Here is a 23177-nt window from a genome sequence, read left to right on the forward strand (position 1 = left end):
AGCAAAGCGTTCTTTAGTTCCATGGATGCTGGAAAAGGTACCTAGTTTTCAGCAGGGAGTTCAGATCGGGCTAGGGAGCGGGATTTTCGCTCTCCGCTATCTGGAACTCCCTGCTGTTTTTCATTCCAACCTCCGGCGTCGTTGCCGGTGCATAATTCACCAGGGCTGGCCATGGCTGTCCTTCAATTGCTTGGTCGGCACCTTTGAAAAGGAGAGTTTTCTCATGACAATGAAACGTAAGAAAGTCTCAGTGATCGGTTCAGGCTTTACCGGTGCGACAACGGCATTCCTTTTGGCTCAAAAAGAGCTCTGTGATGTAGTGCTCGTTGATATCCCCGCGATGGAAAATCCGACAAAAGGGAAGGCGCTCGATATGCTGGAAGCGAGTCCGGTCCAAGGTTTCGATGCAAATATCATCGGAACTTCCGATTATGCGGATACCAAGGATTCGGATCTTGTCATCATCACAGCGGGAATTGCACGTAAACCGGGTATGAGCCGTGATGATCTCGTTCAAACCAATCAAAAAGTCATGAAAGCTGTAACAGGGGAAATCATCAACTATTCTCCGAATACCACAATCCTTGTGTTGACAAATCCGGTTGATGCGATGACTTATACCGTTTTCAAAGAATCCGGCTTCCCGAAAGAGCGCGTCATCGGACAATCCGGTGTATTGGATACAGCTCGTTTCCGAACGTTTGTAGCACAGGAATTGAATCTCTCTGTAAAAGACGTGACCGGTTTCGTCCTAGGCGGCCATGGGGACGACATGGTGCCGCTTGTACGCTATTCCTATGCAGGCGGGATTCCATTGGAGACATTGATCCCGGCAGATCGTCTTGAAGCGATTGTGGACCGGACACGAAAAGGTGGAGCGGAAATCGTCAACCTTCTCGGCAACGGATCTGCATACTACGCTCCTGCCGCTTCCTTAGTGGAAATGGCGGAAGCGATCTTGAAAGACCAAAAACGGGTCATCCCTTCCATTGCTTATCTGGAAGGTGAATACGGAATGGATGGCATCTACCTAGGGGTCCCGACCGTCCTCGGCGCCGGCGGTATTGAAAAAGTCATCGAGCTGGAATTAACCGATGATGAAAAAGCAGCCCTCGAAAAATCGGCAGACTCCGTAAGAGCCGTCATGAAAGTTCTGGAATAATCTATACCTAATCGAGTAGCCATCCGCTACTCGATTTTTACTTTGGACAAGGATCTGTTAAAATTTAATGCAAAAAATAGAACCTCCAATTAACTGGAAGTTCTATTTCATAGTACAGTCTTATTCAACTAAAGCGCCTGTTAGCAAGAAGTATTTTAACTATTTAATAGCTATGTGAATTTCAATTTGACCATTGGGATAATATTTTTCAAAATCAAATGAGTAAGCTCTTTCTAAATCCCTTTTCTCTTCACGTTCCCAAATTTCCTTCCAAGTGTTAAGTATTCCATATTCATCTAATGTATCTACTTCAAAAATCTTATATTTGCTGGTTTCCGGGATTTTAATTGGGGATTCATTGTCGCTACTTTCGATTGCTACGCTCAATGTATAGTCCCCTTTATAATCACTCTCGTAATCATAATACAGGCCATATGTAACCTCATTATGATTTTTTAAAATACTTGATGCCTCTTCCCACATATTTGCAATCTTTTGGATAATGGCCCTATCCTTAAAATTATTAGCTCTTATACTCTTAATAATAGTTAGGTTCAATAAAATTTCCCCTCTCAGTGTTTTTGTTCACTTACTTCTATAGGATATAACGTTTTCCTTCCTCTTTAACAATTTTGCTCCGTGATTTAACCGAATTGTGTCATGAGTTTCTGATTGCTCCACGGTCATCAACAACTAACTTTGGCAAAGCTATGGAAAAAAGTTCTTCCTTACCATATCCAATCCGAATAGCCAGCATGGCTCGATTTTTAGACTGATAATTGATACACTTAATGAAGTACAGTTAAAGGGGGAAAAAAGTTGATATTAGGGAAGACGCGCCGGATTGGTAGAAAAATTGAGGATATTTCAGTCGGAGAAAAGTTGAAACTGACCGAAAAAATCGAAGATAAGGATCTGCTGCTCTATCTTGGATTGACGAATGATGGCAATCCGCTCTATATTCAACATGATTTCGCTTCACAAACCATTTATGAAAAACCGATCGTGCCGACGGTCATGTTGACCGGCATCGTCACCTCCGCTGTTTCAAAATATTTGCCGGGGCCGGGATCCCATCTTGTGGAGCAACATCTGCTATTCCCAAAACCGGTCTATCATTACAGCACCATAGATTTCTTACTGGAAGTCAACCAAGTCGATTTGGATGAGAATAAAATCACCATCTCCATTCAGGCTGAAAATGAAGACGGGGACACTGTCATTTCAGGGACGGTCGGCGTCGTTCCACCTACGATGGAAGAGAGATTACTATCGCAACCGATAGAGACTATATGACAGGAGAGCGGTTATACGCATGGAAGCTGCAAACAAGAAGATTTTGATTGTGGATGACGAACAACCAATCCGTACCTTATTGGATTACAATCTGAGGCAGTCCAATTATGACACCGTTTCGGCTGCAGATGGAGAAGAGGCAATCTACAAGGCCGAAGAAGAGAAGCCCGATTTGATCCTCTTGGATGTCATGCTTCCGAAAATAGACGGCATGGAAGTATGCAAGACGCTTAGAAAAAAAGGTATTGAAACACCAATTATTATGTTGACTGCCAAAGGGGATGAATTGGACAAGGTACTCGGCCTCGAAATCGGGGCGGATGACTATATGACCAAACCCTTCAGCCCGCGGGAAGTGCTGGCGCGGATTAAGGCGGTCTTGCGACGGAGCCGATCGGAGGCCGATTCTTCGGAAGAAGACCAAGTATTGAGTTCCGGTACATTGACTGTCCATCCCCAGCAATACGTCGCTTATTTAGACGGCAAGGAATTGGAATTCACTCCGAAAGAATTCGAGCTGCTTGCCTATTTCATGCAGAATAAAAACAATGTCCTCTCCCGCGATCAATTACTAAGCGCTGTTTGGAATTATGATTTTGTGGGAGATACCCGGATAGTGGACGTCCATGTGAGTCATTTACGGGAGAAAATCGAAGAAGATACGAAAAAACCTATTTATATTAAGACGGTCAGAGGGATCGGCTATAAATTCGAGGAGTCCAAAGGGAAATGAAAGACTTGTATTCACGTCTTGTCCTTGCCTATGTGACCCTTCTATCCGTCCTGCTTACTGGTCTCGGAATTGTCCTGGGCCAGTTTTTCGCATTATTTGGAGAAGAGCATGCCGATTTGCAATGGAAGTATTGGATTTTTCTTATCGTTGTGTTAATTGCGGCCTTTATTCTTTCCTTATTGATGGCGGTCAAAATGATGCGGCAGTACGCGGGCCCGGTCGATCAAATTACGAAAACGGCAAAGCAGATTGCCCGAGGCGATTATTTGGCTAGGACGAGTATCGAAGATGTAACGATGGGAGGCACGCCCCATGACGAATTGGTAGTAGCCATTCATCAAATTGCACGGAATCTTCAAGAAATGTCCATGTCGAGAACGATGGAAAAAGAACGTCTCAACACATTGATTGAAAGTATGGGCAGCGGCTTGCTCATGTTTGGTCGGGAAGGGGCCGTCAATCTTTCAAACCGGGCTTTTGAGCAAACTTTCGGATTCCGGAAAGATGAACTGGTGGGCAAAACATTCAAGAACATCAGGTTGCCCGATGACATCGAAAGTTTGATAGAAGACGTATTCATGACGGAGCAAGTGCAAGAAAAGCAAGTACGCATTGAAGTGGACGGAAAGATTTCTCATATGAGTGTCTACGGAGCGCCGGTCATCGGGATCCATGGGAATTGGCTTGGCATCATCGTCGTTATGCATAATATAACGGAGCTCGTCAGATTGGAAGAAGTGAGGAAAGATTTCGTTGCGAACGTTTCACATGAGCTCCGGACACCCGTCACATCCATCAAAGGGTTTACAGAAACTTTATTGGACGGCGCCATGATGGACCCGGTTGTCATGAAAGAGTTTTTGACGATCATCCAGAAAGAAAGCGATCGCCTTTATTTGCTTATTCACGACTTGCTGGAATTATCCGGGGTGGAGAGGGAAGGTTTTTCGTTGAACATGCGATCCGTCCGACTGAAGGAAATCATCGATGATGCGTATAAAGCAGTGAGTCCAAACTTGGCCAGAAAAGAAATGGCCTTGCACATCGAAGTTCCTGGCGATTTGATCATAGAGGCGGATGCTGATCGCCTTGTCCAAGTGATGGTCAATCTGTTGACCAACGCCATTAACTATTCCAGGGAATCCACGACGATCCGTGTCCAGGGAACCGATCTGCAGGATGAGGTGCTGATTGAAGTGAAAGATGAAGGGATTGGCATACCTTCGACTGAGCTGCCCCGATTATTTGAACGGTTCTATCGGGTCGATCGGGCGAGAAGCCGGGATTCGGGAGGAACCGGCCTCGGCCTTGCCATCGTCAAGCATCTAGTTGAAGTCCATGAGGGGACGGTGGATGTTGCAAGTGAGGTCGGCAAGGGGACGACATTCCAAATCCGGATACCGAAACACCATTCGGGAAGGCGGTCTTGAAAAAGGCCGCCGTTTTTTATTGCTTATACGAAACTTTCAATAGGTAGGTTCCGTATAAGGTAGTAATACATAAATAAGGGGGATTACCTATGAGTACACGTCGAATCTTGTTGACGGTCGGCATGGCGGTGGTCGGGCTCTTCTTGCTCCTCGTTGCGTTCACCACTTGGTATACCGTGGATGAATCCGAACAAGCCGTCCTCATCACATTCGGTAAAGCAGATACGACCATTACGGACTCGGGTCTTCATTTTAAATTGCCTTGGCCGATTCAACGGGCGGAAGTCCTTTCCAAAGAAACATACAGTCTGCAATTCGGATACAAACAAGATCAGAGCGGAGAACTTGTCTCTTTTGATAAAGAAACGAAAATGATCACAGGTGATGAATATATCGTATTGGCCGACTTGGTCGTCCAATGGAAAATCACCGAGCCGCAGAAATATTTATTCAACGCGCAAGATCCTCAAGAAATTCTGGAAGATGCGACTTCCGCTTCCATCCGTTCCGTCATCGGAAGTTCTACGATCGATTCTGCGTTGACGGATGGTAAAGCGGAGATTGAAGCAAATACGCGTGAGTTGCTTGCGTCCCTGATGGAGAAATATGATATTGGCATCGCTGTACAAGGCGTAAAATTGCAGGATGTAGAACTGCCAAATGCGGAAGTTCGGGCGGCTTTCACGGCGGTTACCGATGCGCGGGAAACGAAAGAAACAAAGACTAATGAAGCAGAGAAATATAACAACCAAAAAACAAATGAGGCAATCGGGGAACGTGACGCCATTAAATCCCGAGCGCTCGGCCAAAAGACGGCTCGGATCGAACAGGCACGCGGGGATGTGGCCCTTTTCAATAATCTGTATGCTGAGTATGTTAAAAACAAAGAAATCACTCGCCAGCGCCTCGTCATCGAGACGTTGGAACAGGTCCTGCCAAAAGCAAAAATCTATATTATGAACGACAATGGGGAAACAGTGAAGTATCTGCCATTGCAGCAATTGGAAAACCAAACTGTACCGCCGGCGGAGTCGAACCAGGAAGGAGGCAGCACGAATGGCCAATGACAACAATAATAATCCTTTCAAAGGCATAGAAGAGAAATTCAAGGAGCGCCAGCGGCAACAGCAGAAGAAACCGAAGAAAGCCGATGCGCCTGAAGTTCCTGTCTCACCGAAAGCGCCGCTTAATATGAAAAAGTATGCGAAATTAGCCGTGTTGGTAACAGCGATTTTTGCAGTTGCTGTTATCTTGATTGCCAATGTGTATGTTGTCAAACAGGATGAATACCGGATCGTCCGGCAATTCGGGGAGATTACGCGAATTGACAAAGAACCCGGGATCAAAATGAAAATTCCTTTCATCCAAAGCGTGACGACACTGCCGAAAAGCCATATGACGAAAAATGTTTCAGAGGAAGAGATCAACACGCGGGATAAGAAGCGGATTATCATTGATAACTATGCCGTTTGGCGAATTACAGACCCAGGCAAAATGATTTCCAACGCACGGAATATCGTCAACGCTGAAATGCGTATGGAAGAGTTTATCTACTCGGTCGTCCGGACGGAGCTCGGACAACTGGACTATGTCCAAATCGTCAATGATGAAAACTCCTCGCGTGGTAGTTTGAATGACCGGGTGACTGAGAGAGTCAATGACTATTTGAGTGAAGGGAACTTCGGGATTGAAGTGGTGGATGTCCGGATGAAACGGATCGACCTGCCGGAAGAGAACGAGCAATCGATTTATACCCGGATGATTTCCGAACGTCAATCCACGGCTCAAAAGTATCTGTCGGAAGGGGATGCAGAAAAGCAGAGGATTGAAGCGGAAACCGACAGGGAAGTCCAGGAAATGCTGGCAAAAGCGAAGAAAGAAGCGGCGCTGATCCATGCGGAAGGGGAATCGGAAGCTGCTAAAATCTACAATGAGGCGTTTTCGAAAGACGCCGAATTTTATAACCTGTATCGTACACTGCAATCGTACTCCAAAACAATCGGTGACGATACAATGATTATTATCCCGGCAGATTCACCATATGCCAAAGTGTTGTCCGGATATATGCAGTAAGCGTAGCTGCGTCATTTTCATTTCATCTGCCGAACATGGTAAGATGGATGAAGATGACGTTTTTTCGATTGATAGGAGTGGGCCATATATGACGAACAAGAAAATTGTGTTGCTGGACGGGAACAGTCTGGCGTACCGGGCATTTTTTGCATTGCCTTTATTGACCAATGACACGGGGATCCATACAAATGCCGTGTACGGATTCACGATGATGCTGCAAAATATCCTCGCTGATGAGAAACCGACCCATATGCTTGTCGCCTGGGATGCCGGCAAAACGACATTCCGGCATTCGACCTTCAGCGAATACAAAGGGGGGCGCCAAAAAACGCCACCGGAGCTTTCCGAGCAATTCCCTTTTTTGCGGAAACTGCTGGAGGCGTATAATATTCCCCAGTACGAATTGGATAATTATGAAGCGGATGATATTATCGGGACTTTGAGCAAAACGGATGATCCCGCGGCGGAAGTGATCGTCATTTCGGGGGATAAGGACTTGACCCAGTTGGCGAATGAAAAGACGACGGTGTTCATTACCCGCAAAGGGATGACTGATATAGAGAAATACACTCCCGAACATGTCATGGAGAAATACGGCATCGAGCCGCATCAAATCATCGACATGAAAGGGCTGATGGGAGACGCTTCCGACAACATCCCCGGCGTGCCTGGTGTGGGCGAGAAAACGGCACTGAAGCTATTGAAGGAATATGGCTCTGTCGAAAAGGTCTATGAATCGCTCGATCAGATTACCGCTAAAAAGTTGAAAGAGAATCTAACGGAAAATGAAGAGCAGGCGTTCATGAGCAAAGAGTTAGCTACGATTGAGACAGCTGCGCCCATTACAGTCGGTCTACAGGATTTGACTTATGCAGGACCCGACATGGAGAAAGTGACTTCCCTTTATCAAGAGTTGCAATTCAAAACGCTCCTTGAAAAAATGGACCAGCCGGAAGCCGATCAGCCTGTGGCGGCGATCGACGTATCGGTTGTCACGGAAATCGAAGAGGCCGATTTAGCTGATGTAATGGCGATCCATCTTGAAATGATGGAAGACAACTATTTGAATGCGGAACTCCTCGGTTTGGCTTTGACCGATGCGGAAAAGATCATGTATGTCCCGTACGAAAAGGCCAAGGATTCGGCCACTTTGAAGACGTGGCTTGAAAATCCAGAGAAGAAAAAATATACCGCAGATTCCAAAGCCACTTTCGCGGCGTTTGCGAATCATGGGATGGAGATAGCTGGGATCGATTTTGACCTTCTTCTGGCTACGTACATCGTCAATCCTTCGACGTCGTATACAGACGTTGCTTCAATTGCCCGCGAGTTCCAATATTCGGACATCCAACCGGATGAAGCAGTTTACGGAAAAGGAGCGAAGAAAACAAAGCCTGCGGAGCAATCGATCGCCGAACATGCGGGAAGGAAAGCGAAGGTAGTCTGGGATCTCCACCCGATTGTCGAACAAAAGTTGAAGGATAATGATCAGTTCGATCTGTACCATGAATTAGAACTTCCGCTCGCCCAGATTCTCGGAAAAATGGAATCGACAGGTGTCAAGGTGGATCGGGAAATATTGCTGTCGATCGGGAAAGAACTATCCGCGAAGCTGGCTGATTTGGAAAAGCTGATCTATGAAATTGCGGGTGAAACATTCAATATTAATTCACCAAAACAATTGGGTGTCATTTTATTTGAAAAAATGGGGCTGCCGCCTATCAAGAAGACGAAAACAGGTTATTCTACGGCGGCGGATGTTTTGGAGAAGCTGGAAAGCCGTCATGAAATCATCGGACATATCCTCGATTATCGCCAACTGGGCAAATTGAACTCAACTTATATCGAAGGCTTGACGAAAGAAATCCATGAGGATGGGAAAATCCATACACGTTTTCAACAGGCACTCACGCAAACAGGCCGTCTCAGCTCTATCAATCCGAATTTGCAGAACATCCCGATCCGGTTGGAAGAGGGGAGGAAAATTCGGGCCGCTTTCGTGCCTTCCGAACCGGGCTGGTATATGTTCGCCGCGGATTATTCCCAGATCGAGCTTCGGGTGCTCGCCCATATGTCACAGGATGAAAAGCTGATCGAAGCTTTCCGTTCGGATGCCGATATCCATACGAAAACGGCGATGGACGTTTTCGGAGTTGCGGCAGATGAAGTGAATTCCGATATGCGCCGGGCAGCGAAAGCGGTCAATTTTGGGATCGTGTATGGCATAAGCGATTATGGACTGTCGCAAAGCTTGAATATCACGAGAAAAGAGGCGGGGAATTTCATCGATACGTATTTGGCGAGTTTCCCTGGAGTGAAACGATACATGGATACTAGTGTGAAAGAAGCGAAGCAACAAGGCTATGTCACGACATTGATGAATCGCCGCCGCTATTTGCCGGAAATCACAAGCTCCAATTTCAATTTAAGGAGCTTCGCTGAACGGACAGCGATGAATACGCCGATTCAAGGAAGTGCGGCGGATATTATCAAAAAAGCGATGATCGACATGGATGCTCGTTTGGAGGCGGAAGGCTTGAAAACCCGCATGCTCCTGCAAGTGCATGATGAGCTCATTTTCGAAGCACCCGAAGAAGAAATCGAGAAATTGAAAGTGATCGTACCAGAAGTGATGGAATCGGCAATAGAACTAGATGTACCTCTGAAGGTAGATTGGGCGTTCGGTTTATCCTGGTACGAGACAAAGTGACGGAGGGGAAACGATGCCTGAATTGCCGGAAGTCGAAGGGGTCGTCCGCGGACTGGCCCCAGCCGCGATTGGAAGGACAATCCAAGAAGTAATCGTATCGGATACCGTCATCCAATCCAAACAGCTTGGCAAAGAAGCGATTATTAAAGGGATTCCAACCGAAGATTTCGTAGAAAAGCTGGTGGATATGACAATCACTGATGTCATAAGAAGGAGCAAGTATATCTATTTTCAACTAGAAAAAGACGGCAACTCCTGTCTGCTCGTAAGCCATCTCGGCATGTCGGGCGCCTGGTTTGCGGTACGCGATTTAGATGAAATTCAGGAGTCCAAATTCCGTAACCATGTCCATGCCGTCTTCCGGATGGCGGACGATGATCTGCTCGTCTATTCGGATATCCGTCGATTCGGAGAACTCCGCTTGCTCGGTTGTGAAGCGGATCATCCTCCGCTTTTGAGGATGGCTCCGGAGCCGTTCGACTCGTCTGCCGAGAAGCATTTCCTTGAAATGGCCGACTTGCCGAAATACGCACGGAAACCGATCAAAGAAGTGATTATGGATGGACAAGTTATTTCAGGTTGCGGGAATATTTATGCGACCGAAGCGCTTTTCCGTATGAACATCCATCCTGGGCGGAAAACGGAACGGATTAGCCAGAAGCGCAAACAGGAGCTTTTTCAGGAAGTTGTCCGCATTCTTCAGGAAAGTATCGATGCAGGCGGCAGTTCGATTTCCGATTATCGAAATATTAACGGACAAGCGGGCTCTATGCAAGATCGTTTGAAGATGTACGGTCGGAAAACCTGCCCGGCTTGTGGCGAGACGACGAAAAGTATGAAGATCGCTGGGCGGACATCGGTCTATTGCCCAGCTTGCCAGAAATGATAGGTGGAGGAGGGCTTGGTATGATTATCGGGTTGACTGGAAGTATAGCGAGCGGGAAAAGCACGGTTGCGGCCATGTTGATGAAGAAAGGGTATCCTGTCGTGGATGCGGATGAAATCGCCCGTCTCGTTGTCGAACCTGGAAGTGAAGTGATGCAGGAAATCGAATCACAATTCGGCCGTTCCGTGATTCATTTCGACGGGTCACTGAACCGGGAGAAGATGGGAGAGCTAGTATTCGGGAATGAAGAAGCGAGAAAAAAGTTGAATGGCATCATCCACCCCGCCATCCGGAAAGAGATGCATCGGCAAAAAGACGAGTGGCTTGAAAAAGGGGCGAATACTGTCATTCTTGATATCCCGCTGCTTTTCGAAAGCAAACTCCAGTCCCATGTCGATAAAATCCTAGTCGTCTCAGTGACACCTGAAATCCAGAAAGCACGGTTGATGGAGAGGAATTCATTATCGGAAAAAGAGGCGGAGGCCCGCATCCAATCCCAATTGCCGATTGCACAAAAAGAGCAAGGGGCGGACGCTGTTGTCCATAATAACAAATCTTTGGAAGAGACGGAAAAGCAGCTCGATGAAGTGCTTAATAATTGGAATGCTATCCTGTGAGCGATTCTGAATATTAGAACATCCGTGGAATAGATTCTATTCCTTTGATTCAGAGAAATATGTGTTATACTAATCAGTGGATAAAAATGATAAGTATAACATACATGCAGGAGGATTTTTATACATGACTACTTCTATTGCGATTAATGGCTTCGGACGGATCGGGCGGATGGTATTCCGTCAAATGATCATGGAAGAGAGTTTTTCAAAAATCGTGGTAAATGCTTCATATCCACCGGAAACACTTGCACATCTCATCAAATATGATACTACGCACGGCATTTTCGATGGAGATGTTCGCGTGGAAGACGGCGATATCGTAGTAAATGGTAAACATGTGACGCTATTGAGCGAGCGCGATCCATTGAAATTGCCTTGGAAAGAACTCGGAATTGACATCGTAATAGAAGCGACAGGTGTCTTCAATGCACGCGATAAAGCGGCGATGCACTTGGAAGCAGGCGCGAAAAAAGTGATTCTATCAGCCCCTGGTAAAAATGAAGACGTTACGATTGTCATGGGTGTCAACGATGACAAACTAGATATTGAAAAGCATGACGTCATTTCCAATGCCAGCTGCACAACAAACTGCCTTGCACCGGTCGTCAAAGTATTGAACGACACATTTGGCATTGTGAACGGCTTGATGACAACTGTCCATGCGTACACGAATGACCAGAAGAACTTGGATAACCCGCATAAGGATCTTCGCCGGGCCCGTGCTTGTGCTCAGTCGATCATTCCGACTTCGACAGGTGCTGCGAAAGCATTGTCCCTTGTCCTTCCTGAATTGGAAGGCAAGATCCATGGTATGGCGTTGCGTGTTCCAACACCGAACGTCTCCCTTGTTGACTTGGTGGTCGATCTGGAACAGGATGTCACAGTTGACATGGTCAACGATGCATTCAAGAAAGCGGAAGCTGGCCCATTGGCAGGCATTCTTCGTTTCACAACAGAACCGCTTGTGTCGATCGACTTCAACACAACGACGGAATCTGCCACTATCGATGGTCTTTCCACGATTGTCATGGGAGATCGGAAAGTGAAAGTTCTTGCTTGGTATGATAATGAATGGGGCTACTCCGCTCGCGTTGTCGATTTAGCGAAAAAAGTGGCGAACGAACTAAAAGTGAAAGCAGAAGCGTAATCTTCCTGCACAAAACGTCCCTTGAGTTGGCGCGATCCGACGACAAGGGGCGTTTTTTATTTTCCGTTGGTCAGGGCATGAGGAGATTCATCCATGCCGAGGGATGATTCATTGTCGAATTCTGTTATAATGGACACAAAGCCCATTACAAAGCGGAGGAAAACTACTATGAAATGTCCAGCCTGCCAATACAACGGCACCCGGGTCGTCGATTCCAGGCCTGCGGAAGAGAATCGTTCGATTCGTCGCCGCAGGGAATGTGAAAGCTGTGCTTTCCGGTTTACTACATTTGAAAAAGTGGAAGAGACGCCACTCGTTATAGTGAAAAAAGATGGCTCCCGTGAAGAGTTCAGCGGAAAGAAAGTGCTCCGAGGATTGATCCGGGCTTGTGAAAAAAGGTCTGTGCCATTGGAGGAATTAGAGAAAATCGTATTCTCCATTGAAAAAGAGCTCAGAAGTACCGGCATTTCCGAAATTCCTTCGGAAGATGTCGGAGAGATGGTCATGGAGCGCCTGGCGGATGTGGACGAAGTGGCCTATGTCCGCTTCGCCTCCGTATATCGGCAATATAAGGACATCTCGGTGTTCATCGAGGAATTGAAAAATCTGCAAACACGATCAGAAGAGCAATAACATAGAGGAGGAGAAGGGGGTCCCCTGGCCATGATGCTATACAAAGAATTGCAACCGATTGATACGTACACCATTAAATGTTCGCATCCTTTTTCAGATTACGACCGGCAACTCCTCACCTTGTTTTACCAGCCTTTGATCGGCTCGGATGCGATGAGCCTGTTTCTATTGTTTTGGGCCGACGCAGAACGTGATGATGGGCAAGGGTATACCCATTATCGCCTAATGAATTTTTTGACGAAGCCGTTAGGATCCATTTTCGAAGCGAGAATTTCATTGGAAGCAATCGGATTGTTGCGGACATTCCGGAAAGATGGGGACGAGGGAAGGACTTTTCTCTATGAACTGCTCCCTCCACTCGATGCCCGTTCTTTTTTTTCGGATCCTTTATTATCGACGTTCCTGTTCAGCAAAATCGGCGAACAGGCTTATCGCAACTTACGCAATCGGTTCCTGGAAGACCTTCAAAGTGGCGAAGGGTTTGAAGAAGTGTCCCGGACATTTTTGGATGTCTATACACCATCTCAATTCGGACAGTCCGTCAGCGCAAGCGAAGGGAGCCAGTTCAAAGGAAGAGTGGAGCCGACGGGCGTGCCGTTCGGGCAATATGACTTCGATTTCGATCTGCTCCGTGCAGGTCTGTCCGAACAGATGGTGCCGCAATCGGCGCTGTCTCTCGTGTCGCGTGACCTGATCTCCAAATTGGCGTTCCTGTATTCGCTCACCCCGATCGATATGCAGAAAGTGGTCATGATGGCTTTGGATGATAAGCTGCAATTGCCGGAAGACCGGCTTCGTCGAGCAGCTGCCGATTTTTATAAGATGAATGTCTCAAAAGCGGCTCCTGCACTTCAGAAAACATTTGCATCCCCGGAACCGAAGCCTCAAAATGATTCGGCTTCCAGGGAAGATGATTTGATTTATTATCTGGAGAACACAGCTCCGGTGGACATGCTCCGGCATATCGTCGGAAAAGAGCCATTGGCGGTGAATGTCCAATTGGCGGAACGGCTCATCAATACGCATGGCTTGCCTGTCGGGGTCGTCAATGTCCTGATGCAGTATATCCTCCTGCGAAATGATATGAAGATAACGAATAACTTTGCGGAGCAGATTGCTGCCCATTGGCAAGGGAAAAAGGTGAAGACTGCGAAAGAAGCGATGGAACTATCGCGCAAAGAGCATGACCAATACATGAAATGGCTGAATGACGGAAAGAAAACCTCTACCAAAACAAAGAAGAAACCGTCTCGGGAAGAGAAAGTGCCGGAATGGTTTTATAAAAAAGAAGAGGGACAGCAAGAGAAACCAGCCCCGACGAATCCGGATCTGGATGCGGAACGGCGCAGATTGCTTGAAGAATTAGGGGTAACCGAAAAAGGGGTGAATTGAAATGGAACGGATAGGAGAGACGATGAAACGGGTCGTCAATGCGCCGAAATTTGCGAAACGCTACGAAGAGCTACGCAATGAAGTGATGGAAAATCAGGGCGTGCAAGATTTCCTGTCGGAACATGCGGATGCAGTCGACAAGGGAATCGTTGACAGAGGGCTCGGAAAATTATATGAATATGCGGGCGCTTCACATGGATGTGACAAATGCCCCGACCTCGATAATTGTATAAACATCATGAAAGGCTATGAGCCATTGCTGACACTGTCTCGCGGACTCATTGATGTTGATTATAAGAAGTGTCCTAGCAAAGTGAAGGACGATGCGGTTCGGAATGTATCCAAAATGGTGCGAAGCTATTATATGCCGAAAGACGTCATGGAAGCCAAATTGCAGAATATCGATATTTTTTACGATGATAGCCGGGTGACAGCGGTCCGGGCGGCCAAAGATTTCCTGAACGCCTTGGACGAGACCGGGAAATTGCCGGAGCGTGGGCTTTATATATACGGTCCATTCGGCATCGGGAAATCGTATATCCTTGGCGCATTAGCCAACGAATTGGCGACCCGATCGATCCGGACAGTCGCCGTCTACGTACCGGAGTTTTTAAGAGAAGTGAAACAATCGATCCAAGACCAGTCATTCAATGAAAAGATCGACTTCGTCAAACAGGCCCAAGTCCTTATGCTTGATGACATCGGGGCAGAAACGATGTCCGCCTGGACGCGTGATGAAGTGCTAGGCACCATCCTCCAGTTCAGGATGGCGGAACAGCTGCCGACATTTTTCACTTCCAATTTCAGTTATCAGGAGCTGGAACACCATTTGACCTATTCCCAGCGAGGGGAAAAGGAAGTGGTGAAAGCGGCAAGGGTCATGGAACGCATTCGCATGATCAGCCAACCTGTGAAACTGGACGGTAAAAATAGGCGGAACTAGATGAGATGTTCGCATAGGGGTTGCAATTATTTCGACAAAGGCGTATACTCTTTTTTGATTCATACTAAAAAAGCGTTGAAAAGGACAACAATCGATTGAATTCGACCACCAGAGAACGGGGCCATTGGCTGGAAGCCCTGCAGGAACGAAAGTCGATTTACCACCTTTGAGCAGCGATGGCGACTCCATTGGATAGCCATCGACGGAACCGGCCCGTTAGCCGTTGCAAAGCTTCATCTTTTCGGAATGTTTCCGAAAGGAAGGAAGAAGGGTGGAACCACGAGCGACAGCTTCGTCCCTTTCCAGGGATGGGGCTTTTTTTGTTTTTCATTTAAAAAGGAGAGTGCGAAAAAATGGCAGACATTAAGTTGAAATTTCCAGACGGCGCGGTTAAGGAGTTTCCGCAAGGGACTACAACTGAAGACGTTGCGGCGTCCATCAGTCCGGGGTTACGGAAAAGTGCATTGGCCGGTAAACTCGGCGAACAATTAATTGATTTGAAAACACCGATTCAAGAAGATGGGGAGATTGCAATTATCACACCGCAATCCCCGGAAGCATTGGAAATCCTTCGCCACAGTACAGCGCACTTGTTGGCGCAAGCCGTGAAGCGGAAATTCCCAGATGCGCAACTTGGAATCGGACCGGTTATCGAGAATGGATTTTATTATGATATCGATTCCCCGACGCCGATCACTGCGGAGGACTTGCCTGAATTGGAGAAAGAGATGAAGCGGATCATCGGCGAAAATCTCGAGGTTGTCCGGCAGGATGTCTCCCGTGGGGAAGCGGAAGCGCGTTTCAAAGAAATCGGCGATCCGTATAAATTGGAATTGCTCGAAGCGATTCCGGAAGGCGAGCAAGTGTCCATCTATGAGCAAGGCGAATTTTTCGACCTTTGCCGCGGCGTTCACGTTCCATCTACTGGGAAATTAAAAGAGTTTAAATTGCTTAGCATCGCGGGTGCCTACTGGCGTGGGGATTCCAAGAACAAAATGCTGCAACGGATCTATGGAACAGCTTTCTTCAAAAAGGACGAACTGCAAGAGCATTTGCGTTTGCTCGAAGAAGCGAAAGAGCGCGATCACCGGAAAATCGGGAAAGAGCTTGACCTCTTCATGAACTCGCAAAAAGTCGGACAAGGGCTGCCGCTTTGGCTGCCGAAAGGCGCGACGATTCGCCGTGTCATCGAGCGCTATATCGTGGACAAAGAAGAGAAGCTCGGCTACCAGCACGTCTACACACCGGTGCTCGGAAGCAAAGCATTATACGAAACATCCGGTCACTGGGGTCACTATCAAGAAGGCATGTTCCCGGTCATGAGTATGGATAATGAAGATCTTGTCTTGCGTCCAATGAACTGCCCGCATCATATGATGATTTACAAAAACGGCATTCATTCATACCGGAACCTGCCTGTTCGTATTGCGGAATTGGGAATGATGCACCGTTACGAAATGTCGGGAGCACTATCCGGACTGCAGCGGGTTCGGGGGATGACGCTGAACGACGCGCATATCTTCGTCCGACCGGATCAAATTAAAGACGAATTCCGCCGTGTAGTGGAGTTGATCATTGATGTCTATAAAGATTTCGATATTACGGACTACTCATTCCGTCTGTCCTATCGCGATCCAGAGGATACAGAAAAGTATTACGATGACGATGAAATGTGGGAACACGCACAGCGCCTACTGAAAGAAACAATGGACGAAATGGGTGTGGAATACGTGGAAGCGATTGGCGAAGCGGCGTTCTACGGCCCGAAGCTCGACGTCCAAGTGAAAACGGCAATCGGTATGGAAGAAACGCTGTCGACTGCACAACTCGACTTCCTGCAGCCGGAACGTTTCGATCTGACATACGTCGGGGAAGACGGAAAACACCATCGTCCTGTCGTCATCCACCGCGGCGTCGTCTCGACAATGGAGCGTTTCGTGGCATTCCTGATCGAGGAATACAAAGGCGCCTTCCCGACATGGCTCGCACCGGTCCAAGTGGAAGTCATCCCGGTATCACCTGAAGCGCATTTCGACTATGCAAATGAAGTGCAGGAAAAACTTGTGGCAGCTGGTTTCCGGGTAGACCTCGACAGCCGCGATGAAAAAATCGGCTATAAAATCCGGGAAGCTCAAGTGCAAAAAGTACCGTACATGCTCGTCCTTGGCGACAAGGAAGTGGAATCCGGAGAAGTCAACGTCCGGAAATACGGCGAGCAGAAATCGGAAAGAATGCCGTTTGAAGATTTCCTGGCGAGCTTGAAAGCAGAAGTTAAGAATGTTTGATTGATGCTCTCACAAGGAGGCTGCTAACGGGGACGTTGGCAGTCCTTTTGTTTAAATAGGGTGGGAATCCTGATAACTTTCCTCATGTACCGATAACTTTACGTAACTGCTGATAATATTGTCCAAGTGCTGATAACTCTGTGCGAATGCTGATAACATTGCGCAAGTGCTGATAACTCCGTGCGATTACTGATAACATTTTCCGAGCGCTGATAACTTCGGGCAACTGCTGAAAACAACGTCCAAGCACTCATAACTCCCACAAGCACTGCTAATTCTGGCACTCGCTAATACTATTGCCAAGCGCTGTTTTCTAAACTCAACAAAACATTTGACATCCCCTCTACAACATGATAAAGTTATTAAGGTTAGTAATAACTGAATACAGTTTGTGGTATAAGTAGAGGCTACCCGCTTCTCACCTGATCGACGCACAATAGTTGTTGACAGGTCAGCACATAGTGATCGTGCCGTGCATCTAGATGCACGTACACATACGCGGGTAGACAAAAGTTTTTGTCTACTTTTTTTTATGTCTAGCGTCAGGCAAGCAAGACGCCCGCCGCTCTTCATATTGGATGGACCTGTGGGGCTCCGCCCGAATGGACGGTATACCCAAACCATGTATTCTCGAGACAATATTCGGAGGTGGATTACTATTAGCAAAGACATGTACGTAAATGAAGGCATCCGTGCCCGCGAGCTGCGTTTGATCGATCATAACGGCGACCAGCTTGGAATCAAATCCCGTAACGAAGCGTTGGACATCGCCGCTCGTGCGAATTTGGATCTCGTCCTTGTCGCTCCGCAAGCGAAACCCCCAGTAGCTCGTATCATGGACTATGGGAAATTCAAATTTGAACAGCAGAAGAAAGACCGTGAAGTCCGTAAAAATCAGAAAATCATCCAACTCAAAGAAGTCCGGCTCAGCCCGACAATCGACGAGCATGATTTTCAGACGAAACTTCGCAATGCCATCAAGTTCCTAGAAAAAGGGGACAAGGTGAAAGCGTCGATCCGCTTCCGTGGGCGTGCTATCACGCACAAAGAAATCGGACAACGTGTCCTCGACCGCCTGGCTGAAGCGTGCAAAGACGTGTCAACGGTCGAAGTGAAACCGAAGATGGAAGGCCGGAGCATGTTCCTGATACTTGCCCCGACAGCCGAAAAACAGTAACAACGAAAGATTTAGGAGGAACCGAACATGCCAAAAATGAAAACTCACCGCGGCTCCGCAAAACGTTTCAAAAAAACTGCAACTGGTAAAGTGAAACGCGGCCGTGCTTACACAAGTCACCTTTTCGCAAACAAATCAACGAAAGCAAAACGCCACCTGCGTAAAGCTTCCCTTGTTTCTTCAGGCGACTACAAACGTATTCGTGAAATGATCACATACATGAAATAAGACACCATCAATTGAATTCATTCGAACAGAATACCAGGAGGTAATGAACTATGCCACGCGTAAAAGGTGGAACAGTAACGCGCAAGCGTCGTAATCGAGTATTGAAACTAGCAAAAGGGTACTACGGATCGAAACATAGACTTTACAAAGTTGCCAACCAACAGGTCATGAAATCGTTGAACTACGCATACCGTGACCGCCGTCAACGGAAACGCGACTTCCGTAAACTATGGATCACACGTATCAACGCAGCTGCGCGCATCAACGGCCTTTCTTACAGCACATTGATGCACGGCTTGAAAGTGGCTGGCATCGAAGTTAACCGTAAAATGCTTGCTGATCTTGCGGTAACAGATGCGAATGCATTCGCACAACTTGCGGACACTGCTAAAAAATCAATCGCTAAATAAGATGGATTGAATCGGCCGTCATCCGCTTCGGAATACTCCGAAGCGGTGGCGGTTTTTTGCATTCAGGTCCAGTTCCCTGCGATTTTTTCCTGAATGGCCACATTCAATCGGAAGACTGTGTAAAATAGAAGAGATGGAAAGCGGGGGATCGGTTTGCGGCTCATTTTGCTAATTTGGATCATTTTCACGTCCGTATGGGCATTCACTGCGATGGGGGTGGACAAACGGCAGGCCAAACAGCGTGGCCAGCGGGTGCCGGAGCGGAATTTATGGCTCTTGGCCATTGCAGGCGGCGGAATCGGAGCCTATTTCGGGATGCAATTGTTCCGGCATAAGACGAGGCATACCGCCTTCCGGATCGGCTTTCTCCTGTTGGCTATCGTTTACGTAGTTGTCATCCTTTATTTGCTCGGTTTTACCTTGCCGGGAGGGCCGGTCACAACATGAAAAAAGCCCGTCGCGTTACGGGCTTTTCTTACGAATTCATCAATTGTTCAATCGGATTCTTCCAGCTGATATCCGCTTTTGGATAATTGGATTCCACTTCGGAGGCCAAAAAGTGAAAGTCGTCCTTAGTGAATCCTTGCAGTTTCGCCTCGTCCTTCACCCAGATGAAGATGGATACGACATCGATGGAATCGTCTTTAGTCCCTAAGTATTTTTCGCCTTCGAACAGCGCACCTTTATAGGTGATAAAGAAGTTTTTTCGGACATTTTTCACATCGTCATAAAAATAGTATTGCTCCGCTTCATAAGCGTCATCGAGTTTCCGTTTCGGATCCGTCAAATACCGGATACCCCGGTAAAACAAGTAAACGATAAAGGCGATGATGGCAATTCGAATTAATAGAGCCATATCCATTCCCCCTTTTTACATACGTAGTACTCTCTTATACGGATGTCCAAGCAGTTTGGTTTCAAGATAATACACTTTTTTGGAGGTTTTTTTATGCAATTGCCAAAACTTTTCACGATGCAACGCGAGTTGGATTCATTTATTCAAAACAATCGGAAGCCTATCGAGGATGTGTTTGAGGAAAAAGGGTTGGCCCTCCTCGTCGAGCTTGCAGAATTGGCGAATGAAACCCGTTGTTTTAAATTCTGGAGTACGAAAGGCCCCTCAGAACGGGCAGTGATCCTGGAAGAGTACGTGGACTCCATCCATTTCCTGCTTTCGCTTGGAATTGAAAAAGGTTTTGATACGCTCCGGAATTGGCCGAGTGGAAAGGTGGAAGGAAGCCTGACACAACTCTTCCTAAAAACGACCGCATCTATTGATAAATTTCTACAAGAGTTGACAATGGACAGTTATGAGCAAGTGTGGATCCATTATGGAGCGATAGCCCGAGAACTAGGTTTTTCCCACGAAGATATCTTATCGGCATACATAGAGAAGAATGAAGAGAATTTTAACCGGCAACGGAACGGCTATTAAAAAAATTTAATAGAAAAATTAAAAAATTGATTGACAGAAACACGAAGATAAAAAATAATGGAGGTAGATGAGGCGATAATTAGGAGGCGACATTGTGAAGGAATGGAATAAAGAGGATTTCGGTTTACGATTAAAGGCGTTGCGGGAACAGCGCGGTCTATCTATGATGGCGTTCGGTTCGGCAATCGGCACTTCCGCGAGCCGGATCAAAGATTGGGAAAAAGGGAAAAATGCACCTTCGGCCGCTTGGATAGCTAAGATTTCCGAGAGGTTCAATGTTTCGACGGACGAATTGATCCTTGGAAACAACAAAACGGCTAAAGCATTCAAAAATACAGGAAATACGAACGTCGAAATGCTCTATGATAAACTGCGTGAAACAATTGTAGAGGATAAAGCGGATGATGCCCCGATGGATCGCTCCGCTGAATTGTATGCCGAGCTCGACGCGGTCAATAAAGAGCGGTACCGAAGCGGAAAAGGAAGGCGGTTTGCAGAAAGGGAACTGCTGGCCATCGCAACCGAACTTCCGAAGAAAGAAATGCTGGAATTGCTGGAACTGGCCAAATTGAAAAAGCGGTTGCTATGAAAGATAGAAAAAAAGAGGGAAAGGGAAAGAAGCGGGTTCTCTCTCATCGGCGGTTGCTGCTTCTCGTTCTCTTGACCCTCTTTTTTGCAGCAATCATCTATAAGGATAACAAGACGGTCGGCGTCACGCATTATGAGATAGCCTCTGATCGACTGCCCGCAAGTTTCGATCATTTTCGTGTCGTCCAATTATCAGATTTGCATGATGCGGAGTTCGGGGAAAATCATCACGATTTGGTCAAGCGGGTGAAAATGCTGACACCGAACGCCATTTTCATCACTGGCGATTTTATCGACAGCAATCGTTATGATTTGGATCGAAGTTTGCGGCTTATTGAGGAGCTCCAGTTTGTGGCGCCTTTTTATTTTGTCACAGGGAATCACGAAATTGCGACAAACGATGTGGAGCGCATAAAAGAAGAGTTGGAGAAATTGGATGTGCGAGTCCTGTCGAACGAGTCTCTTTATCTAAAAGGGGATGCGGGTGATTTGATAGCGATCGGAGGAATCGAGGATCCGCTGTCAAAGGGGAGCGATGACGCGAAAACAGTGGAAGAATTTACTGCGAAGACATTCCGGGATGTCCCGGATTCGATGTTTACGATGTTATTATCCCATCGTCCCGAACAATTCGATAAGTATGTGGAGGCGGGGATTGATCTGACCTTCAGTGGGCATGCCCACGGGGGACAGGTCCGTATCCCGGGACTCGGCGGCTTGATATCGCCGGGGCAAGGGTGGTTTCCGCACTACACATCAGGAATCCATGAACAGGACGGGAGCCGCATGGTGATCAGCCGGGGGCTCGGAAACAGCATTGTCCCCATACGTTTGTTCAACCAACCCGAAATCGTTGTCGTCACCTTACGAACCATATGAACGCTTTGAGTCAGTATGCACTCAAAGCGTTTTTTGAATGCCGTTGGATCGGTGCTGCCGATTCCAAACTTCAGATTAACAGCAGGACAGTCTTCTAAATATCTTGTATGATGGAAGAGAAGAAATATTTCGGAAAAGGTGGGGTTCGAATGAAAGCGGTTATCCATCAAAATGGCAAGTTGCTAGTCGGAGAAATGCCGGAACCGAGTGCGGGACCGGGCGAAGTGGTCGTCGCATTGCGAGCGGCTGGAGTGAATCGCAGGGATCTATACATACCAGGACGGCGAGGGGACGCCAAAGAAGCCTTGACGTTGGGTTCAGATGGCGCCGGTGTTGTGGAGTCCATCGGGGAAGGAGTTTCGAATGTCCAAGTCGGAGATGAAGTGATACTGAATCCCTCCCTCCGTTGGTATGACAATAGTGATGCACCTCCCGAGCAATTCGATATATTGGGCATGCCCGACAATGGGACGTTCGCGGAAAAAATTGTCCTTTCCGCTGAGCAAGTGGAAAAGAAGCCGGCCCATTTGTCATGGGAAGAGGCGGCGGTCCTTGCGTTGGCCGGATTGACGGGATACCGGGCGTTAGTTACGAAAGGCCAATTGCAAGAGGGAGATACGGTGTTCATTCCCGGAGCAGGCAGCGGGGTTGCGACATTCCTCATTTCATTCGCAAAGAATATTGGGGCCCGGGTGATTGTCACTTCACGCAGTGAGGAGAAGCGGAACAAGGCGCTTGAACTCGGAGCGGATTTGGCCATCGATACGAATAGTGATTGGAAACAGGAGTTGGCAGGCGAGACGATTGACCTTATCATTGATAGCGTTGGCCGTGCCACCTTCAATCGTTCTTTGGATATAGTGAAGAAAGGCGGACGTATCGTGGTGTTCGGTGCCACTACGGAGGATACTGTTGATTTTGATTTGCGCTCATTCTTTTATGGGCAATATCAATTATTCGGCTCCACGATGGGAAGCCGGGAAGAATTACGTGAGATGCTGGCGCATGTGGAGCGATATCAAATGCATCCGGTTATTGATCAAGTATTTGATTTGGAGCAAGCACTTGAAGCGTTCGAATATGTGGAAGAAAGCAAGCAGTTTGGCAAAGTGGCATTCCGGATCGGGCGTTAATCAGAGGCGAAGGTCTTACG

At 47.3% G+C, this 23177-nt stretch carries 24 protein-coding genes; 22 read left to right on the forward strand and 2 right to left on the reverse strand.

Annotated features, from left to right (window positions below; all coding sequences use genetic code 11):
- Window positions 1–223: 223 nt before the first annotated feature.
- Window positions 224–1162, forward strand: coding sequence for a malate dehydrogenase (gene mdh, locus MKY41_RS01220; RefSeq protein ID WP_340743321.1), 939 nt, complete (start codon window positions 224–226; stop codon window positions 1160–1162).
- Window positions 1163–1321: 159 nt separating this feature from the next.
- Here mdh and MKY41_RS01225 read toward each other — a convergent pair whose 3' ends face one another.
- Window positions 1322–1720, reverse strand: coding sequence for a GyrI-like domain-containing protein (locus MKY41_RS01225; RefSeq protein WP_340743322.1), 399 nt, complete (start codon window positions 1718–1720; stop codon window positions 1322–1324).
- Between the two features lie 261 nt (window positions 1721–1981).
- Between MKY41_RS01225 and MKY41_RS01230 the strand changes: the two genes are divergently transcribed.
- The 17 genes from MKY41_RS01230 (at window position 1982) to MKY41_RS01310 (ending at window position 19569) form a co-directional block, all read left to right on the forward strand.
- A complete protein-coding gene (locus MKY41_RS01230; RefSeq protein ID WP_340743323.1) occupies window positions 1982–2458 on the forward strand; it encodes a MaoC/PaaZ C-terminal domain-containing protein in 477 nt (158 codons plus the stop codon).
- A gap of 19 nt (window positions 2459–2477) precedes the next feature.
- On the forward strand, window positions 2478–3191 hold the full coding sequence (locus MKY41_RS01235) for a response regulator transcription factor (RefSeq protein WP_340743324.1): 714 nt from the start codon (window positions 2478–2480) through the stop codon (window positions 3189–3191).
- A complete protein-coding gene (gene pnpS / locus MKY41_RS01240; protein ID WP_340743325.1) occupies window positions 3188–4621 on the forward strand; it encodes a two-component system histidine kinase PnpS in 1434 nt (477 codons plus the stop codon). The genes MKY41_RS01235 and pnpS overlap by 4 nt, the downstream gene beginning before the upstream one ends.
- Before the next feature lie 89 nt (window positions 4622–4710).
- Entirely contained in the window at window positions 4711–5688 is a 978-nt protein-coding gene (gene hflK, locus MKY41_RS01245; protein ID WP_340743326.1) for an FtsH protease activity modulator HflK, read from the forward strand.
- On the forward strand, window positions 5678–6694 hold the full coding sequence (hflC, locus tag MKY41_RS01250; protein WP_340743327.1) for a protease modulator HflC: 1017 nt from the start codon (window positions 5678–5680) through the stop codon (window positions 6692–6694). Before hflK ends, hflC begins: the two co-directional genes overlap by 11 nt.
- Window positions 6695–6782: 88 nt before the next feature.
- Window positions 6783–9404 carry a DNA polymerase I gene (gene polA, locus MKY41_RS01255; RefSeq protein ID WP_340743328.1) on the forward strand — a complete coding sequence of 874 codons (2622 nt, stop codon included), beginning with the start codon at window positions 6783–6785 and terminating at the stop codon, window positions 9402–9404.
- Window positions 9405–9417: 13 nt separating this feature from the next.
- Window positions 9418–10290, forward strand: a complete 873-nt coding sequence (mutM, locus tag MKY41_RS01260; protein WP_041075521.1) for a bifunctional DNA-formamidopyrimidine glycosylase/DNA-(apurinic or apyrimidinic site) lyase — start codon at window positions 9418–9420, stop codon at window positions 10288–10290.
- 20 nt (window positions 10291–10310) lie between these two features.
- A complete protein-coding gene (gene coaE / locus MKY41_RS01265) occupies window positions 10311–10907 on the forward strand; it encodes a dephospho-CoA kinase (RefSeq protein ID WP_340743329.1) in 597 nt (198 codons plus the stop codon).
- Between the two features lie 124 nt (window positions 10908–11031).
- Window positions 11032–12054 carry a glyceraldehyde-3-phosphate dehydrogenase gene (locus MKY41_RS01270; RefSeq protein ID WP_041075518.1) on the forward strand — a complete coding sequence of 341 codons (1023 nt, stop codon included), beginning with the start codon at window positions 11032–11034 and terminating at the stop codon, window positions 12052–12054.
- 168 nt (window positions 12055–12222) lie between these two features.
- Window positions 12223–12687 (forward strand): transcriptional regulator NrdR, encoded by a 465-nt coding sequence (gene nrdR, locus MKY41_RS01275; protein WP_041075515.1) that lies wholly within the window; start codon window positions 12223–12225, stop codon window positions 12685–12687.
- 30 nt (window positions 12688–12717) lie between these two features.
- Complete coding sequence (locus MKY41_RS01280; protein WP_340743330.1) at window positions 12718–14079, forward strand: replication initiation and membrane attachment family protein; 1362 nt, start codon at window positions 12718–12720, stop codon at window positions 14077–14079.
- Window position 14080: 1 nt separating this feature from the next.
- Entirely contained in the window at window positions 14081–15022 is a 942-nt protein-coding gene (gene dnaI / locus MKY41_RS01285) for a primosomal protein DnaI (protein WP_340743331.1), read from the forward strand.
- Window positions 15023–15375: 353 nt separating this feature from the next.
- Window positions 15376–17307, forward strand: coding sequence for a threonine--tRNA ligase (gene thrS / locus MKY41_RS01290; protein WP_340743332.1), 1932 nt, complete (start codon window positions 15376–15378; stop codon window positions 17305–17307).
- A gap of 622 nt (window positions 17308–17929) precedes the next feature.
- On the forward strand, window positions 17930–18484 hold the full coding sequence (gene infC / locus MKY41_RS01295; RefSeq protein ID WP_084212572.1) for a translation initiation factor IF-3: 555 nt from the start codon (window positions 17930–17932) through the stop codon (window positions 18482–18484).
- A 27-nt stretch (window positions 18485–18511) separates the two neighbouring features.
- On the forward strand, window positions 18512–18712 hold the full coding sequence (gene rpmI, locus MKY41_RS01300) for a 50S ribosomal protein L35 (protein WP_041075504.1): 201 nt from the start codon (window positions 18512–18514) through the stop codon (window positions 18710–18712).
- 50 nt (window positions 18713–18762) lie between these two features.
- A complete protein-coding gene (gene rplT, locus MKY41_RS01305; protein ID WP_041075502.1) occupies window positions 18763–19122 on the forward strand; it encodes a 50S ribosomal protein L20 in 360 nt (119 codons plus the stop codon).
- A 153-nt stretch (window positions 19123–19275) separates the two neighbouring features.
- Window positions 19276–19569, forward strand: a complete 294-nt coding sequence (locus MKY41_RS01310) for a DUF1294 domain-containing protein (RefSeq protein WP_340743333.1) — start codon at window positions 19276–19278, stop codon at window positions 19567–19569.
- A 28-nt stretch (window positions 19570–19597) separates the two neighbouring features.
- Here the strand turns inward: MKY41_RS01310 and MKY41_RS01315 are convergent, their stop codons facing one another.
- The gene (locus MKY41_RS01315) at window positions 19598–19978 is read right to left on the reverse strand and encodes a hypothetical protein (protein ID WP_041075498.1); all 381 of its coding nucleotides are present in this window, start codon (window positions 19976–19978) and stop codon (window positions 19598–19600) included.
- Window positions 19979–20071: 93 nt separating this feature from the next.
- On the opposite strand from MKY41_RS01315, the gene MKY41_RS01320 reads away from it, so the two are divergent.
- From MKY41_RS01320 to MKY41_RS01335, 4 genes are all read left to right on the forward strand, one after another.
- The gene (locus tag MKY41_RS01320; RefSeq protein WP_340743334.1) at window positions 20072–20557 is read left to right on the forward strand and encodes a dUTP diphosphatase; all 486 of its coding nucleotides are present in this window, start codon (window positions 20072–20074) and stop codon (window positions 20555–20557) included.
- A 94-nt stretch (window positions 20558–20651) separates the two neighbouring features.
- Window positions 20652–21146 carry a helix-turn-helix domain-containing protein gene (locus tag MKY41_RS01325; RefSeq protein WP_340743335.1) on the forward strand — a complete coding sequence of 165 codons (495 nt, stop codon included), beginning with the start codon at window positions 20652–20654 and terminating at the stop codon, window positions 21144–21146.
- Window positions 21143–22024, forward strand: coding sequence for a metallophosphoesterase (locus MKY41_RS01330; RefSeq protein ID WP_340743336.1), 882 nt, complete (start codon window positions 21143–21145; stop codon window positions 22022–22024). The genes MKY41_RS01325 and MKY41_RS01330 overlap by 4 nt, the downstream gene beginning before the upstream one ends.
- A gap of 149 nt (window positions 22025–22173) precedes the next feature.
- Window positions 22174–23157: a zinc-binding dehydrogenase gene (locus MKY41_RS01335; protein ID WP_340743337.1), complete on the forward strand. Its 984-nt coding sequence runs from the start codon at window positions 22174–22176 to the stop codon at window positions 23155–23157.
- The last annotated feature ends 20 nt before the right edge of the window (window positions 23158–23177 follow it).

This window comes from Sporosarcina sp. FSL W7-1349, from assembly GCF_038003045.1.
Lineage (GTDB): Bacteria > Bacillota > Bacilli > Bacillales_A > Planococcaceae > Sporosarcina.